The 16950-nt window shown below is 43.9% G+C and carries 14 protein-coding genes; 9 read left to right on the forward strand and 5 right to left on the reverse strand.

Features of this window, described 5'->3' with window-relative positions:
- Positions 1–622 precede the first annotated feature (622 nt).
- On the forward strand, positions 623–967 hold the full coding sequence (locus tag BT105_RS04610) for a hypothetical protein (RefSeq protein WP_072299646.1): 345 nt from the start codon (positions 623–625) through the stop codon (positions 965–967).
- 45 nt (positions 968–1012) lie between these two features.
- Here the strand turns inward: BT105_RS04610 and BT105_RS04615 are convergent, their stop codons facing one another.
- The gene (locus BT105_RS04615) at positions 1013–1423 is read right to left on the reverse strand and encodes a VanZ family protein (protein ID WP_072299647.1); all 411 of its coding nucleotides are present in this window, start codon (positions 1421–1423) and stop codon (positions 1013–1015) included.
- A gap of 346 nt (positions 1424–1769) precedes the next feature.
- Between BT105_RS04615 and BT105_RS04620 the strand changes: the two genes are divergently transcribed.
- On the forward strand, positions 1770–2939 hold the full coding sequence (locus BT105_RS04620) for a GGDEF domain-containing protein (protein WP_072299648.1): 1170 nt from the start codon (positions 1770–1772) through the stop codon (positions 2937–2939).
- Between the two features lie 222 nt (positions 2940–3161).
- Here BT105_RS04620 and BT105_RS04625 read toward each other — a convergent pair whose 3' ends face one another.
- From BT105_RS04625 to BT105_RS04635, 3 genes are all read right to left on the reverse strand, one after another.
- Positions 3162–4310 (reverse strand): leucine-rich repeat domain-containing protein, encoded by a 1149-nt coding sequence (locus BT105_RS04625; RefSeq protein WP_072299649.1) that lies wholly within the window; start codon positions 4308–4310, stop codon positions 3162–3164.
- A 163-nt stretch (positions 4311–4473) separates the two neighbouring features.
- Positions 4474–5868, reverse strand: coding sequence for a hypothetical protein (locus BT105_RS04630; protein ID WP_072299650.1), 1395 nt, complete (start codon positions 5866–5868; stop codon positions 4474–4476).
- Positions 5869–5882: 14 nt separating this feature from the next.
- Positions 5883–6449 (reverse strand): RNA polymerase sigma factor, encoded by a 567-nt coding sequence (locus BT105_RS04635; protein ID WP_072299651.1) that lies wholly within the window; start codon positions 6447–6449, stop codon positions 5883–5885.
- Between the two features lie 222 nt (positions 6450–6671).
- On the opposite strand from BT105_RS04635, the gene BT105_RS04640 reads away from it, so the two are divergent.
- The 5 genes from BT105_RS04640 to BT105_RS04665 all read left to right on the forward strand — a co-directional run bounded on the left by BT105_RS04640 (position 6672) and on the right by BT105_RS04665 (position 11594).
- On the forward strand, positions 6672–7610 hold the full coding sequence (locus BT105_RS04640) for a hypothetical protein (RefSeq protein ID WP_072299652.1): 939 nt from the start codon (positions 6672–6674) through the stop codon (positions 7608–7610).
- A gap of 626 nt (positions 7611–8236) precedes the next feature.
- Entirely contained in the window at positions 8237–8953 is a 717-nt protein-coding gene (locus BT105_RS04645) for a recombinase family protein (protein WP_072299653.1), read from the forward strand.
- Positions 8954–9063: 110 nt separating this feature from the next.
- Positions 9064–10671: a DUF5131 family protein gene (locus BT105_RS14645; protein WP_081367792.1), complete on the forward strand. Its 1608-nt coding sequence runs from the start codon at positions 9064–9066 to the stop codon at positions 10669–10671.
- Positions 10672–10768: 97 nt separating this feature from the next.
- Positions 10769–11143, forward strand: a complete 375-nt coding sequence (crcB, locus tag BT105_RS04660) for a fluoride efflux transporter CrcB (protein WP_072299654.1) — start codon at positions 10769–10771, stop codon at positions 11141–11143.
- A 13-nt stretch (positions 11144–11156) separates the two neighbouring features.
- Positions 11157–11594 carry a YaiI/YqxD family protein gene (locus BT105_RS04665; RefSeq protein WP_072299655.1) on the forward strand — a complete coding sequence of 146 codons (438 nt, stop codon included), beginning with the start codon at positions 11157–11159 and terminating at the stop codon, positions 11592–11594.
- A gap of 61 nt (positions 11595–11655) precedes the next feature.
- Here the strand turns inward: BT105_RS04665 and BT105_RS04670 are convergent, their stop codons facing one another.
- Positions 11656–13722, reverse strand: a complete 2067-nt coding sequence (locus BT105_RS04670; protein WP_143186547.1) for a glycoside hydrolase family 11 protein — start codon at positions 13720–13722, stop codon at positions 11656–11658.
- Positions 13723–14074: 352 nt separating this feature from the next.
- On the opposite strand from BT105_RS04670, the gene BT105_RS04675 reads away from it, so the two are divergent.
- Positions 14075–14635 (forward strand): HD domain-containing protein, encoded by a 561-nt coding sequence (locus tag BT105_RS04675; RefSeq protein ID WP_072299657.1) that lies wholly within the window; start codon positions 14075–14077, stop codon positions 14633–14635.
- A 137-nt stretch (positions 14636–14772) separates the two neighbouring features.
- The gene (locus tag BT105_RS04680; RefSeq protein ID WP_072299658.1) at positions 14773–16932 is read left to right on the forward strand and encodes a glycoside hydrolase family 11 protein; all 2160 of its coding nucleotides are present in this window, start codon (positions 14773–14775) and stop codon (positions 16930–16932) included.
- Positions 16933–16950 lie beyond the last annotated feature (18 nt).

A 16950-nucleotide genomic window follows, 5' to 3' on the forward strand; every position in this document is an offset into this window, starting at 1 on the left:
TTGTCTATTCGTAATATTACATAAAAATAACACTCGAGGTATAGCTGACAGTATTCAAATTATCGAAACAAGCTGTTCCCAGATGACCAAATATTGCTTCTTTCTTTCAAAACGTCACCAATAATTGTGACAGCGTTGCAACAAATGTGAATTTAATATTATCCGCCATGTATTTTTAACAATTAGTCGACGCTGTGTAACTTGTTTTAATTATTTTTCTTTGTATGGCATATATTATTTTTATATGATTTTTTATGCACATCTGTTATCAGGAGATTTTGCTCGGAGAATAGGCAAAAATAATACAAAAGATTATGTGTCGTTTTTATTATACGTAATGTAATAAAAATAGCTTCGCCGCATTATTCACATTATACAATCAGCGTACGTTTTTCTTGTAAAAAAAGCGGTTTTTTATTTATTTGGTATAGTTTTTGTTGATTTTTTAGAGGTGCAGTGGTATAATATCGATATAAAGTTAAAGCACGGTATTATGTGAGGAATTTTCCTGACAGTAATTTTTATCACAGTTTTTACACTTTATTCTATTTTATATCGCATTATATATTTTTATGATGGATACAAGTAGAAATTATCAAATTTTTATGATGAGGTGATATTTATGAACACTAATATCAAGGTAAGGACTTTTCTGGCTGAGCTTCGCAAATTCCTGCCTGAAAAGACTATTTACGTAGCTCTTTCCTCTCTTCCCGAGGATATTTTTGATAAAGAAGAAAATGTAAATGTGCCGTGTTTTGAAAATGATGCAGAGGTTCAGGAGTTTATAAAGAGCAACGCTCTTGAAGATCCTGAGAACCTTATGAACTTCTTCCTGAAGCCATATTATGACAGCCTCGAAGATGAAATAAACGCTATTCTCAAGGATATGGAAGAATCTGAAAGATCCAGATCCGAAATTGAAAGCGTTACCTATGATCTTGAATATATGAGCATTTACGGCTAAAAAAATACAGCTTCCTTTGCGCTTTTCCGCATAAGGAGGCTGTTTTTATTTTTGCTGAGCTTTTTTATCGTCCGAATACAGCCGTTTTGCAAGGGAACAGCCTATAAGCGCTCCTATAAGAGCTCCGATAGTGTTGTGGAGCAGGTCGTCAGTCTCGAAATATCCCCGTGTGGTGAGAAGCTGTGTTATCTCGATAGCGACCGAGACAAAAAAGCATATAAGGACGACTTTTTTCGGCTTGTCAGCCTTTCTGAACCATATTGGCAGAAAGAATCCCAGCGGAAAAAGCAGGAGTATATTCCCGATTATATCGAAAAGCATATGCCTGTTTCCGCCTATAAGCTGGGATATTTCCCAGAAAGGCGGCTTGAAGTTATGGGTGTATGTGGGGGTTCTCCATATCAGCGTTATGAGCAGGATGCCGTACACATAGGGTATCGACAGAAGCCTCAGCAAAATGAGCAGTATTTTCTTGATTATATCTATTCCTCCCGAAAAAAGACGATTTTTGCAAACAAGGATTATTATACACTGTATCGGTGCTAATGTCAAGGCAAACAGTCATGGATTAAGAAGTGAAAATTTTGAGTTGGCTTGCTGATGTTTAAATCCGTTCGCTAATGGGACACTTTTACCAATCAGAAGCAGACTTTGTTGTAAAATGCTACAAATATCAAAAAAATGCAACTGTTTACAAAATAAACAATATCTTCAATACATTAATATGATATTATATAATATAAGAAGAACTGTTTGCAAAATTTCTGTAATAATAAATTTCTGAATTATAGGGGGGATTCAGATGAATGGCTCTGCTATTTATATTTCTTACGTGATAACGGAGATGTTCTGCATATTCTTTTCTATCGGCATCATCGTCAAGGCTAACAAAAACGTTGGTACAGACCTGCAAATGCGGCATTTCAGAGGAATGGCACTGTTTTTCATAATCTACCTTATGAGCGACATTTTCTGGGCGCTGGGACAGGGCGGACTTGTGCCGTTCAATACTACGCTGAACAAGCTGACCAATACTGTTGGACTTATTGCAGTAACGCTTCTGACCTTAGGCTGGTGCATATTCGTTATCTACCGTATCGACCAGAATAAATCGAAGAATATGAAGCTCCTTATGGGAATGCACTACGCTATTGCAGCCGTAGACTGCATGATCACCATAGCTTCTGTTTTTAATGGATTTTATTTCTATATCGACGAAAATGATATATTCCAGTTTGCAGACGGCTATATCGTACATATTATCTTTATTTTTATACAGCTTTTCGGCAGCGGAATATACTCCTTTGCGCAGAGCTTTTCAAACAAGCAGGTAAAGCTGAAAAAAGAATACCGTCTGCCGCTGTTGTTTATAATAATACCCTCGGCAACTGCGATATTGGAGGGTATCCTGCCCCTTTCTCCTATCGTTTCCCTTGGAATTTTCCTGCCAATACATTTTGCGTTCCTTGAGATACAGAACAGCGAGATATACTCCGACGCCTTAACAGGACTCAATAACCGCAGGCGTATGGAGATCTTTTTGCAGGACATGATACACGGTGCTACGGAGGAAAAGCCTTTCTGGATACATATGATAGATGTCAACGACTTCAAGCAGGTCAATGATAAATTCGGTCATATAGTGGGAGACAGAACGCTCCAGCTCGTTGCGGACGCTCTGCATAATGTTTCGGATAAGCTTCACGGATTCTGTGCCAGATACGGCGGCGATGAATTTGTGCTTATAGTCAGCGAGGAGGCAGAGGTTCAGGAGGCTATACAGAGCGAGGTGAACGCTCTCCGCGAAAAATGCGCCGACCTTATCCCGACTATATCGGTCTGTACGGGCTGTGCTACCTGCCGCTCGGGAGCTATTACCGCCGCACAGCTGATAGCACAGGCAGATGAAAAGCTGTATATCCAGAAGGAGATATTCCACGGCAGAAGAAAGCCGACGGAAGATACTAAGTAAAAGTACAATATCAAAGCAAACAGGCATAAAGCTTAGCTTTATGCCTGTTTTTAAAGAATAAAGAACAGTGAAGAAATAATAAATAATAATAAAAGTGCCGCCTTGCGGCGAAAGATAAGTATATGTCCGCGAAAGCGGACACTTTAATTATTATTTCTTGGTTTTTCTTTATTTTTTCTTATTTTAGCTGGCGTGATATTCATCACGCCAGCGCTTATGTGTTTAGTAGTCCTTCGGATTCTTGCATACAGAGCAGACTTTGTCGAAAAGACCTTTGAACTCTCCGCCGCAGTACCTGCACCTGCCGTTTTCAATATTTGCAGGCTCCTGAGCCTTGGTATACGCAGGAAATGCCCAGTAATTCGGCTGGATCTTGCTGTAGCTTACATTCAGGAGCTTCGGGCAGTTATAAAAGGTAGCGGCATTTTTCTCGTATTTATAAGGGTTGCTGCCCTTGTAAAGCTCAGTATCGCCCTCGAATGTCACCTGTTCAAGAGCGGTGCAGTCCGCAAAGGCGAGGGGATAGACAGCCTTGATACTCTTGGGAATAAGCAGCTTTTTCAGACTTGAACAGCCCCTGAAAGCCTGATTGCCGATGAATCTTACTGTTTCGGGGATATTTATGCTGCTGAGATTTTTGCAGTTTTTGAATGCGTTCATTCCTATTCTGAAAATGCCCTCAGCAGTGCCGTCGTCAAAGTGGAGACTTTCAAATTTTACTTCTTCGAGACTTGTACACTCGGCAAAGGCATAGTCCTCTATAGTTTTGATTTTTTTCGGGATAAAAACATATTTCAGACCTGTACAGTCCTCGAAGATTCTCCACGAAAGTATTTCAAGCTCTTTTGGAAGAGTTACGGCTTCAAGACTTATGCAGCCTATAAAAGCGCCTGCCTCGATATTTTTTAGATTATCGGGGAAGTTTATGTTTTTCAGTCTCATGCAGCCGTTGAAGGCTTCTCTGTCTATAGTTATGAGACTATCTGGAATGTGGATAGCCTGCAAATTCTTACAGCCCGAAAATGCTCCCTCGCTGATAAGCTCGGCGCCGTCGGGGATATAAACGGATTCGATGTTGTTCATGCCCTGAAAGGCAGATTCTCCGATAACTGTGATACCGTCGGGTATCCTTACGTCCTTTTTGGTGTAGCCGTTGTAGCGGATAAGCACGCTTCTCTCTACAACGAAATCGCTGTCGTAATCATAAGATGCCTTTTCTACGCCTATGTCATGCGGTGCAGTTTCATTGAAGTTTTGGATAGCCTTTTCCACGATAAAGGGCTTGCCGCAGAACGGGCATACAGAAGCGTCCTCTGAACCGTCCACAGCCATAAATCCTCCGCATTTGTAGCATTTGCCCTGCACATACATTTTGCTCCACCTTCTTTCGTTTCAAAATAAAATCCGAACACTTCTCATTGTATGTATTATATCATATTATTTCACGCAAGTCAATAATATTTTGTTGATTATAACTGAATAAGACAAAAAGCTCCCGAAAGCTGATACTTTCGGAAGCTTTTGCGTTATAATGTCAGAATTTGTAATCTGCTATCTTCCATTTTCCGTCTATAAGATAAAGCTCTATATACAATGGAGTTTCTTCGCCGTTTAAAATAAAGGAGGTCTCAACTGTCATTGATGAGTCTGTTTTGTCGGCTATTTCAGTCTTTGTAGTGAAGTCAAAGGGGGCAGTGTTGGAGGTGCCGTAACGTTTCAGGCAGTAGAGCTTATCTGCTTTCTGCATGAATCCGCCCTTTATGTCATTGATTAGAGCCTCTCTGAAGTCTCCGCATACACGGTCTGAGACATAGTCAACTACATCGTCTATTGAATTGAAACGTGAGTCTGTAACTCTGTAATAATCAACGAAGTATGTTTTCCACTCATCAGTGAACTCCTGAGCGCTTTCATCATCGACCATACAGTCGTTTTTGTCAACTTCGATGTCAATGCGATTGCAAGCCTTAAACACATCATTAAGAGCTATCTTTGCCTGATATGCAATAGCCATAGGATCAGCATTTTCATTAAGATTATCCTCTGAAGCTGCATAGCCCATAGATGCGGAATAATTGTTTATCCTGTACTTGCCGTCGATCTTGGCTACCTTGAAGTTTACCTGACCGCTGCCCGAATTGCTCTTATTGTTGATAACCATAGAAAATCCGCTGCCGTCGTCGTTTCTTGTTATCTCGGGTTCTCCCTCGAAATAGAAGCGGTGACCTGTTACCTTATCGGTGAAAAGTATATTTCCGTCTCTTTCGATAAAGGCAGGAGTTTCACCATCGAACAGTTTGTATTCAAACTCAAGTATAATTGGCTCTGCAAAGGTGTCATTCATTAGTTCACGTATCTCGTCAAGTGAATCTATCCCTTCGATCTGCTTATAGCTGACTCCCTTTATATCGTCTATCAATACAGCTTTTGGATCGGAACTTTTGAACTCAAATCCCACAGGGATACCGCCTGCAAGAGTGTCCAGTGTTTCTGCGTTTTCAAGAAGCTGTTTTGCAATGCTTTGAAGCTCCTCATTGCTCATTTCCACAGCATCTGTAGGCAGTATATCATGCTCTGTCTGGGACTCTGCGGTGGTAGCTTCTGCCTCGGTAAGCTGCTGCGAGGGAGCTCCGCCCTTTCTGCTCATGGCATATGTGCCGCCTGCGATACCTCCCAAAAGGAGCAGGCAGGCTGCCGCAGATGTGAACATCTGCCATTTCGGGCGCTTGTAGCGCTCAACGCCGCTTACTTCGACTTCGTCATTGCTTATGTTTATATTGCTTTCTCTGTTCATAGTGTCCAGCTTTTTCTTACTCATAGCCAGCATCCTCTCTTTTTCTTCTTTTGTAAGAACAGGTACCTCCGAAAGAAGGTCAACTGTCTTATCGTCTGCATTATCCAGCATATCAAAACCACGCATTTCTTTCATATTACTCAGCTCCTTTACAGTGTGATACCGACGTTTGCCAGTTTTTTTCTCAGCTTTTCCAGAGCTCTTGCGGCTCTCATACGTACAGCCGAGGATTTCATTGACAGCATTTCCGCTATCTCAGCCGAGGAGCGCTCGTAATAGTATTTCTGGAGTATGATCGTTGAATCGGGCTCGCCCAGCTCGTTTATCTTGCTCAGCAGTATGCTTCTCGTCTCGGCGCTGTCGGAATCGGCTTCGATATCCTTATCGGAGCTTATAGTGACAAGCTCCTCGTCGGCATTGCCTGATAAATGCTTCTGCCTTGCGGTAAGACTGTGAAAAGCGTTTATAGCGCGGCGCTTTGCAACAGTGCCGATATAGCCCCTCATGTCCTCCTTTACGGCGGATTCGGCGGAATATCCGAAGAAAACATCTGCGAAAACGTCGCTGACGCATTCTTCAATGTCCTCCCGTGAAGCAATACCTCTCAGTCTGTTGTAAACTATAGCGTAAACGTAATTGCAGTATTCTTCAAACAGTGCGTCGTATGCCTTGTCACGGGATTTATGGTATAGTCTGGAGTATTCTTTGCCCGTCATAGATCTCCTCCTTTCTGAAAGTGCTCCATGGAAAACGTGCTTTCAATAATAACATTCAAGAGAGTGTGCATGAGTGTCACATTTTCTTTATCATATATCATATCTTTCCCTTTGTCAATGGCAGGGAGCGCAGCTTTTTTGCCGCGCGTATTGCTATTTTTGGTATTTGATGATATAATTAGAATACAGATAAGTTCGGAATATCAAAACAGGAGAATAATTATGAGAGTACGTTTTCATCTTCCCGATTTTTCGGGCAGCTTCAAGCTTAATCTGCTCTTTGCGGAAATGCTTAAAAACCGTCCCGACTTCTTCCGCGAGGGCGTGGAGATAGCCTCTGTATACGGAGTTTTTCCGCCGTGTCTCTGGAACGGCGGCAGGTCTCAGGGCGGCAATACCGATAAGAACTACATGAAAACAGTCATCAGGGAGTTCAATAACCGCGGCATACCGCTTCGCTTTACATTCACGAATATAATGCTTGAAAAGAAGCACCTCAGCGATGAGCGCTGCAACATGATGCTACACCTTGCAAACAACGGCATGAACGAAGTCATCGTTGCTTCGCCCATACTTGAAGATTATATCCGTAAGGAGTTTCCGCAGTACAAGCTTACAAGCTCTACCTGCAAGCGCCTTAACTCAAAGGAAGCTCTTATGGCGGAGCTTGAAAAGGATTATCACGTTGTCGTTGCGGATTACGACCTGAACAATAAATTCGATATCCTTGAAGATATGCCGCGGAAAAAGGACATAGAGCTTCTGGTGAATGCTTGCTGTCAGCCCGAATGTCAGGGCAGACTTCAGCACTACAAGGACATCAGTCAGCAGCAGATAGCCTTCTGCAACCATATCAAAAAGTATCCCAACGTGCCCTTTGACCTTGAAAAGTACGATCCCAATCATTTCAGCGCCTGTCCCTACTCAAAGCGCAGCATCTTCGATATCAAGGAGCTGAAAACGCATATCTCTCCAGAAGCTATATGGGAGAAGTACGTCCCCATGGGCTTTGAGCAGTTCAAGATAGAGGGCAGGACTGCAAGCACACTGAATAAGGTCGAGACTTATATGTACTACATGGCTAAGCCCGAGCTCCGCGAGGAAGCACGGTATTTTCTCCTCGGCATGATGGAGGACAGCGGCGCACTTATCTTTACGTGATAAAAAGCTCCTTTGCTTAACCATAGTGCTTATACAGAAGTTTTATGCTTATTATTGAGAGAACCCCTTTTGAAAAAGGGGCTTCTCTCAAACTCTCTCCCTAAAACTTTCAGTTTTATTTTTTCTCATATAGGGCTCGCTCTGTTATAATAAAAGGCCTTTTTTATTTTAAACGAGCCCTATATGAGAAAAAATCAGCTAAAAAAGTCTTTGGAAAGGGGTATGGGGGAAAGCCTTTCTTCAGAAAGGTTTCCCCCATAATTAACTATAAGCTTCTATATGAGCATTGCGGTTAAACAGAGGAGCTTTTTTAGCTCGATTTATAGAAAAGTCTGTTTAGAGCAATTTTTTGTCATTTATTGATGTTATATGATAATAGGGCTTACGGGGGATTTTTTATATTAAAAATGACGTTTTTGTAGTTTCTATCAAAAAAGTTGACTTCTTTTGAAAAATGTGGTATAATATCTGTATCTATTGTCGGATTATTAATATTTGATATATAGCAGAGGCTGAAAAGCTTCGAAATTGTTCTTATTCTATCATCTGAATAATAACTTAAATACATTATAATTGAAAGATCCAAAATATTTCCTGCTGCACTACTGATATGGAAGGGTAAAAATATGGTATATGGCTACTGTTGTATCACCACAAAGAAACAGTCGATAGAGAGACAGATAAGGAATATCAAAAAGGCTTTCCCCGAAGCAGACATTATAAAAGAGACTTTTTCGGGAACGTCTGTGAATCGCCCGGAATGGGAAAAGCTTTTCCGAAAGCTTGAAAATAACGATGTCATCGTATTTGACAGCGTAAGTAAAATGGGAAGCAATGCTGCCGAGGCGTTTGTCCTGTATAAAGAGCTGGTCTGTAAGAATATTCAGCTTGTCTTTATCAGGGAACGCTATCTGGATACCGAGTCCTACAAGGAGGCATTGAAAGGAGTTATCTCCCTTTCCTTTTCAGCCGAGGAGCAAGCTGCAAATAACCTTTTAAAGGGCGTTATGTCAGCTGTCGATCACTTCATTGCGAATAAGATCGAACTGGATATCTATAAAGCCTTTGCTCAGTCTGAAAATCAGATCAAGGAACTGATCAGACGTACCAGCGAGGGGATCGAAACTGCACGCAGCAACGGCAAGCAGATCGGTACTGTTAAGGGCGCTGTTCATGAAACTAAGAAAAGTAAGGCTGTTAAACCCCTTATAATCAAGCTAAGCAAGGATTTTGAGGGGGGGCTCTCCGATAAGGAGTGCATGAAAATGATAGGGCTTTCCAATAATACTTACTATAAGTATAAGAGAGAGCTTAAAATGGAGCACATTGAACAGGGGGCTTAATATGGATCTTTCATTATTTACACTCTATGACTCAGCATCAAAAAAAGCACTGTTTTTTTCAAAGCCGTCTTCAAGCTATAAATAAAGGAAAATGAGAGGGAAGATGTTTTATGCTGAGAATTGAAGACTACTATACTGATGCGCTGTCGGCGGGTATCATTACAATGATCGAAAAGCCTGAGATCATAAACAGGCTTATGAATATCTTTTACATAAACTTCGCAGGTTATGACTATAACAAAATGCGTGTTGAGATGTATCCTGTAAGAGAGGAGCTTGAAGAATACAAGGATCTTGCTTCAAGTATACTTGACCAGATACAGAAGGTGCGTGTTTATTATGAAGGTCATCAGATAGCTCTGAAGCGCGTTCTCAGGGATATCAACCATGATACGCATCTTAATACAAAGGTATACAGCCCTGTTGTGGGCTGCCCTATAAACTGCCCTTACTGCTTCAGCAGAAGGGTAGTAGAGCACTTTGCGATAACTGACAGCTACAGAAAGCCTGTTTTCCGCGGTCCCTATAAGATAACAAAGGACGCCGAGGGCAATGCTGTTCCCGAGCTGTTCAATATTGAGAGCGATAATCCTATCGACTGGTTCCTTACATATATGTCTGACTTTGGCTGCTGGAAGCCTGAGTGGCAGGCTAATGTCCTCGAGCAGATCATCGCTGCAAACGAGCTAAAGCGCAGAAAGGGCAGATGCTGTGATACCTTCCAGCTTGTAAGCAAGCGTCCTAACGGTATTGACCTGAGCTCTGTTCCGACGGATACAGATATGCAGAACGTCGTTTTTTCATGCACTGTTGATAAGAACGAATGCACGAGCCGTATCTTGGAGCTGATCGATAAAACAAAGAATCATCGTATAACAGCCTGCGTTGTATATCAGCCCGTGCTGGAATACATAGAGCCTGTTCACCTTGATGAGCTCGTAGAAACCTTTGGCAGAGACAATACATGGGTAGTTCTCGGCAGCGAGATAGGTATAGACGCTCAGCCTATGAAGTTCGAGTGGATAAAGGATATCATAGACAAGTGCTTAGAGCTTGGCATTCCGCTTAAAATGGAATACGATATCAAGAGTATCGTGGAAGAGAACGGCTATAAGTTCATGGTGCAGGAGCCCAAGCCCATGAGAGAGACAAAAGAAATACGCAGGAATAACCTTGCTATCAAGACTGCCGATAAGTCCGAGCAGTACAACATCAGACTTGAAGGACTGCAAAGGAACACGGAAAGCTATATTGGAAATGAGAAACAGAGCACTGCGGCTTTCGTAAGATTCGGCGATGTTGAGTCCACCGAGGAAAACGCAAGGAGACTTCTTCACAGATCGCCTGCTTTCGATATAATTCTTACCGTCGAGTCAAGAGGTATACCTGTTGCTTACGAAATGTCAAAGCAGAGCGGCAGACGCTACGTTGTAGCACGCAGAAACGCAAAGCTTCATGCAGGCGATAAAAAGGAAATATGCGCAGAGACTGCAAACGGTCAGAAGCTCTTCTTAAATGAGTCTGACCTTAAAACAATGAATGGAAAGAAAGTGCTTATTGTTGACGCTGTAGTCACAACAGGTGAGACCGTGAAGGCTATGGAGCTCCTTGTTGAAAAGGCAGGCGGCACAGTTGCTGCAAGGGTTGCAGTGCTTGCAGAGGGCGAGGCTGTCAACCGTAACGGTATCATATTCCTTCAGCAGAATACTGCTTCATAAAAACGAGCTCCTTACATCTGTAAGGAGCTTTTTGCTGTATAGGTTGCCATTTAAGTATTTTTGTGGTATAATTCGTATAACTGAAAGGGGCGATAGTATGAGGGATTGTCTGGTTGTAGCCGCAGGAGGCGCGATGGGCGCTGTTATGCGGTATCTTGTGGGCAAGCTGCCCATAGGAGACGGGAACGGATTTCCCGTAAAAACGTTTCTGGTAAATATTATAGGCTGTTTTATTATCGGACTTGCGGCGGCTCTTGCTGCAAAGCAGCTGGCGGACAGTCCGAGGGCTGTGCTGTTCCTGAAAGTTGGTATTTGCGGCGGATTTACTACCTTTTCTTCCTTTGCACTGGAAACAGGCGGACTTATTAACAAGGGAGCGTATCCCACCGCTGCTGCATACGTAATATTCAGCGTTGTATTGGGCGTTGCGGCTGTTTTCGCAGCTCAGTTCATCGCTGACAGTTTATTCTGAACAGGAGACAGGTATGAGGATATTTATAGACGCCGACGGCTGTCCCGTAGTGGATATTGCAGTCCGCACAGCAAAAAAGCACGGTGCTGAATGTACCATAATCTGCGATACAGCCCATTCCATACAGCGTGAGGGCTCTGAGACAATTATAGTTGACAAGGGTGCGGACAGCGCTGATTTCCGCCTTGTAAATCTTATCGGAGCAGGGGATATCGCCGTAACTCAGGACTACGGTCTGGCTGCGATGTGTCTCAGCAAAAGAGCCGTTGTTCTCAATCAGGACGGCAAACGCTACACCGAGGAGAATATCTCGGGACTGCTGGAATTTCGCGCAGTTTCCGCAAAGATACGCCGCAGCGGCGGACGCACCAAGGGACTTTCCAAGCGTACATCTCAGCAGGATTCGGATTTTGAGAGAGCGCTCAGTGAATTGCTGGAGAAAACAGAATAAAAAAGAAGCAGAGCCATGACAAGTCGTCATGGCTCTGCTTCGGTAAATGGTAAATTATGTCTTATAAGCTTTTTATCATGCCGAGAAGAAATTTCTGGATAGTTAATGCGTCGCTTGGTGTAAGTCCCTCGGAAGCCTTGTCAACGTCTGCGTTGACCTCGCCCTGTTGAGTGATAGCCTTCTCGTCTGAGCCGCCTAAAGCGAATTTATTTGGGTTGGCAAGAGCCTGCATTACGAGAACCACATCGGACATATCTACCTTGCCGTCGCAGTTTGCGTCGCCTGCCTTTGTTGCTTTAAGTGCTGGAACTGTAGTAGTTGCTGCTGTTGTAGTAGTTGTTGCTTTGGTAGTTGTAGTTGTTGCTTTAGTAGTTGTTGTGGTGGTTGTTACTGCTGGTGCAGAAGCCTTTTCGTACTCGTCGATAAGACCTGAGAAGAGATTGCCTATCTTTTCATAGCCCTCAGCGTTAGGGTGGATTCCGTCGCCGAGGTCAGCTGTACCGTTGAGGCAGCCGTGAACGTCTGCAAAGGTAACGTGCTTGCCGCTGCTCTTGTATTCTTCAGCTACCTTCTTGATAGCTGCGTTGTAGCTTGCTATCTGAGAGGACTTGTCACCGCCGCCAAACATACCGCCGCTGAGCTCAGGGATAGTGCCGAGGAAGAGCATACCGCCTGACGGCATATCAGCGAGGATATAATCCAGAAGATCGCGGAGATCCTTTTCACAGTCGCTTGTGGAGCGGTTAGCGTTCATATCGTTTGTGCCGATGATAAGGAGAACTATATCAGGCTGAGCCTGCTTGACCGCATTCTTTTCCTTGAGCTTTTCGTATAAGCTGCTGTCGTTGCCCCAGCTTGCACGCTGCTTTATCTGGAATCCGCTGTAGCCTGCGTGGTTGTCATCGTAGGTCAGACCGTTTGTGGTGGTGCTGTTAGTGCCCTCGGGACCTACCATATCTACGCTGTAGCCCTTCTTTTTAAGGCTGTTGTAGAGGAACTTTCTGTATCCGCCTGTATCGCCCATACCAAATGTTATGGAGTCACCTATAGGCATGATTTTTATAGTACCTGTACTCTGTGTAGTAGTGTTGGTATTTGTATTAGTATTAGTGTTGGGCTGCTGAGTATTAGTATTGTTGCCGCCATGCTGCTGACCGCCGCCGAACTGGCTCATGTCAAAGCCGCCCTGCTGACCGCCGCCAAACTGGCTGAAGTCAAAGCCGCCCTGCTGACCGCCGCCGAACTGGCTCATATCAAAGCCGCCCTGCTGACCGCCGCCGAACTGGCTAAAGTCGAAGCCGCCCTGCTGTCCGCCGCCGAACTGGCTGAAATCGAAGCCGCCCTGCTGCTGACCGCCGTTGTCGCCAACATTGGTGTTGGTATCGGTGTTGGTGCTTGGCTGTGGATTCGGTGATCCGTCGAATGAAATGCTCTTTACATTGGCAGAACCGTTTGAACGATAGCCCTCGATGTTAAGGGATACCTCATAAAGAGTACCGCTCATATCGAGACCTGCCTGCGACCATGCGTCAAAGTGCTTGGAAACGCTGATAGTGCCCTTCATGTAGTTGGTCTGGTTGTTTGCTGAGCCGCTCTGCTGACGAATGCTCCAGTACTGCGGGAAGGTAGCTGTACCGTCCAGAGAGGGCTGGTTGTAACGCATTGTCTTGGCGATGTCGTAGGTATGACCGTCGAGAGTTACGGTACCCTTTCTTTCACCGTCGTTTCCGGGTGGACGCCAGTCGCCCCAGCCTTCAACGATGTAGTACTCCATAAGGGGATTCCTCGTCCAGCCGTAAACGCACATATACGAGTTTCCTCTTGGTGTGTATTCAACATCGTATGAGAGGGTGATGTCTCCGAAAGCCTTGTAATTCTTCTTCTGGCTGTCGTAGTTTTTACCCATACGAGCAAGGAAGTTTTCGATGTTGCTCCATGAGCAGGAGAAGGAACCTGCGCCGGGATTCATGGAAACCTGTCCCTGTCCGTTCTGATTCCACATCTCGTAGTCGAATCCGCCGATATTGCCTCTTGTTTGCTGGTCGGCAGCAGATACGACTGTCGGGACGCTTGATACGATCATCAGCGCAGAAACGGTGCCGCTGATGACCTTTTTGATTTTGGACATTTTCACTAAAATCACTCCTTTGTTTTTGTCTGCAAAAACCCTCTAATGCAGTTTGTTTAAGAACGTAATTTAGTAGTCCCCCAATATATATCTTTATGCTTTTATTATAACATTATAGTTGGCATTAACAAGTATTTTCTTGCTATGATGTTATACAATTTTGTCGGTTTTTGCTTTTATATACTATTTGTAAATTGCTCTCGGAGCTTTTTATTAGTCTCGTATACATGGAGTTTACGGCGTTTCCGCATAATTATTGCTTTTTGGTGCTGCTCATGCTATAATGAATGCAGGCATTCATAGCATAATGTTTCGTTTTTATGCTATTAATATCAAAAACAGGAGGTCGGATATGAACGCAAGAGAATACCTTGAAATACTTCACACTGCGGAGCGGTTAAAGGACACGCCGCGGCACTGCACCACATCAAACAGAAGAACGGAGAGCGTTGCGGAGCATAGCTGGCGAATGGCTCTTATGGCTATGCTGCTGAGAAATGAATTTCCCGATACGGATATCGACAAGGTCATGGCTATGTGCGTGATACATGACCTCGGAGAGTGCTTCACGGGAGATATCCCCACATTTGCAAAGACAGACTCTGACCGTGCAAGGGAGGACGAACTTCTGGAAAAATGGCTCAGGTCTCTGCCTGCGGATATCTCGGAAAGCTTCACGGCACTGTTTGATGAGATGAATCAGCAGAAGACTCAGGAGGCGAAGCTCTTCAAGGCTATCGACAAGCTTGAAGCTCTTATCCAGCACAATGAGTCGCCCCTTGATACATGGTCTGAAAACGAGCGGGAGCTGAATAAGGTCTATGCATTTGATACAGCGGCGTTTTCAAAGTGGCTCACCGAGCTGAGAAAGGAAATACTCCGCGATACCCTTGAAAAACTGGGCGAAGCCTGAAATACCGCAAAAAATGCTTTGACTTATGATGAAGTAAATGATAGTATAAAAGAAGGATATGTTATATCCGTAAATTGTTTTGTTTTATTTGCGGCATCAAGTTTGCCGACACGAGGTTTCAGTGAGGAGGAAATAATATGCCCACATGGTTCACAAAGACATTATCGGCTCTGACAGCAGGAATCTGTATGCTTAGTGCAGTAAGTCTGCCGTCGGTAATACCGTCAGCTCAGGTATATGCGGCTGATTTTACCGAGAAGGACACTGTAGACGGATTTTACTATGAATTATGGAATCAGAACTACGAAGGAGAATTCGATTACGAAAACACTGAAAATAACGGCTTTACTGTGAGCTGGCGCAATATCGTGGACTCTTTTGCACTGAAAGGCGAATCGTTTGAGAGGAACACGGTCTATGCTTCGCAGATAAAAGAGTATAACATTACATATGACGAAGATGTGGACTATATGGACGGTTCGGGCTTTTCAGGCGTTTACGGCTGGATGGAGGATACCAACGCCTACTATGAGTTTTACATTGTAGACAGCTGGGGCAGCTGGCGTCCTGCCACTGGCGATGTTCTCGGTTCGTTTGAATCCAACGGTATCACCTACGATATCTACATGAACATCAGGTCGCAGATGGGCTGTTTTACGGAGACTCCCGTTACGTATTCCTATTACAGCATTGCACGTGAAAATCTTGCTGAAAAGACGGACGGCACCTGCAATATAAAGAATACTATCAATGTGGTGGATCATTTCAAGGAATGGAATAAAACAGGCTTTGATCTGGGATTCATGTACGATGTGGGCTTCAGCGTTCAGGCGTACAGAAGCACAGGCACAGCCAAGGTAAACTCTCTTGAGATAACCAAGGAGATAACCCAGCAAAACAACTACGGACCTGATTTTGCATATACAAGGCATGAGCCTCTCACGACAGACGAAGAGGGCAGGAAAGTATTCATAGATTTTGAGACCGAGAATGAGAAAGCAGGAGCTCCTTTTACAGGAACCAAGGCTTCATATGATACCGACCATTCATTCAGCGGAGAGCATTCCATGCTGATATCGGGAAACGATAAAGCAGTACGCGCCTTTGAGTACAGAATCGATCCCTATGATTTCAGCAGCAAAGAGCTTGTTGCAGATCTGAAGCTGTATCATAACAGCGGCAGAAACGTCAGGTTTAAATTTCAGATAGCAGATCTTAACTCCAAAACAGGCTTTACAAGAGACTTGTATTCCAGAACTATCCCCTCGGGACTCTGGATAGATATGGAGGACTTGAAGTTCCTGCTTTCCAACGACAGATTTGCCAATGAGGTCATTCGTGTGATACCCGAAGATCCTGTTGACTTCTGTGTTGATGATTTCAGCTTAGCCGACAGCATTGATGTAAATGATAAGCTTACAAAGAAGAAAAACGCTGTACGCGGCGATTTGAACAGAGACGGTTCGGTCGATATTTACGATGTGGTCACGCTCAGAAGACTGCTTCTTATGACCGAGGAGCATAATGTCAGCTTCTATCAGGACGTAAACGGTGACTGCAAGCTGAATATCGGCGACCTTGCAGCGCTTACCCGATTTGTTATCGGAAAAACAAAGCAGATACCCGAGCCCGAGAAAGAGTACTTATATTTTAATGACGATTTTACTGAGACAGCAGGCAGTACAGTTTTCAATGTACACAGCATAGAAGACACTCTGGGCGAGGAAAAGACGGCAGTTTGCAGCGACGGTTCGTTCATTGCTCAGTGGAGCGACAAGACGTATTATGTGATATCAAGCTTACAGAGGTTTGAAGACCTTGATAAGCTCAATCTGAAATATTCGGGAACTGTCAAGACTGATTCGTGTGCTGTAGTCGGAAATGAGAGCAGTGCGAAAATTTGCATTTTGGCAGAATTCAAAAACGACAGCGATACTTTGACTGTCCTTATCACCGACGGCGCCGATGAAGCCGATAGATTAAGGTGGCTTGACTCGCCTGACGATATGAAGCTGATAGAAATAGGCGGCAATGAGTATTACATCGATAAAAATGATGAGCTGCCTGACGTTATAGAGCCCAATAGATATATATGGATTTATCCGAAGGAAAACAGTATCAAAACCGATGAGCTGTGTACCTTTGACGGCGAGATAGATTTCACTGAGATACTGAAATACTTCGGCGAGGAGGATTTCAAGCCATATTCGGTTAAATGTTCATTTGTTGCACATGATACCAAGGGCTTTGCTGAGTTCAATGAGATGATCTGCACTGACAACAGCAAAGCGGAATAAATAAAGCGCTGGCGTGAT

The organism is Ruminococcus flavefaciens (assembly GCF_900119075.1).
GTDB classification, from domain to species: Bacteria; Bacillota; Clostridia; order Oscillospirales; family Ruminococcaceae; genus Ruminococcus; species Ruminococcus flavefaciens_Q.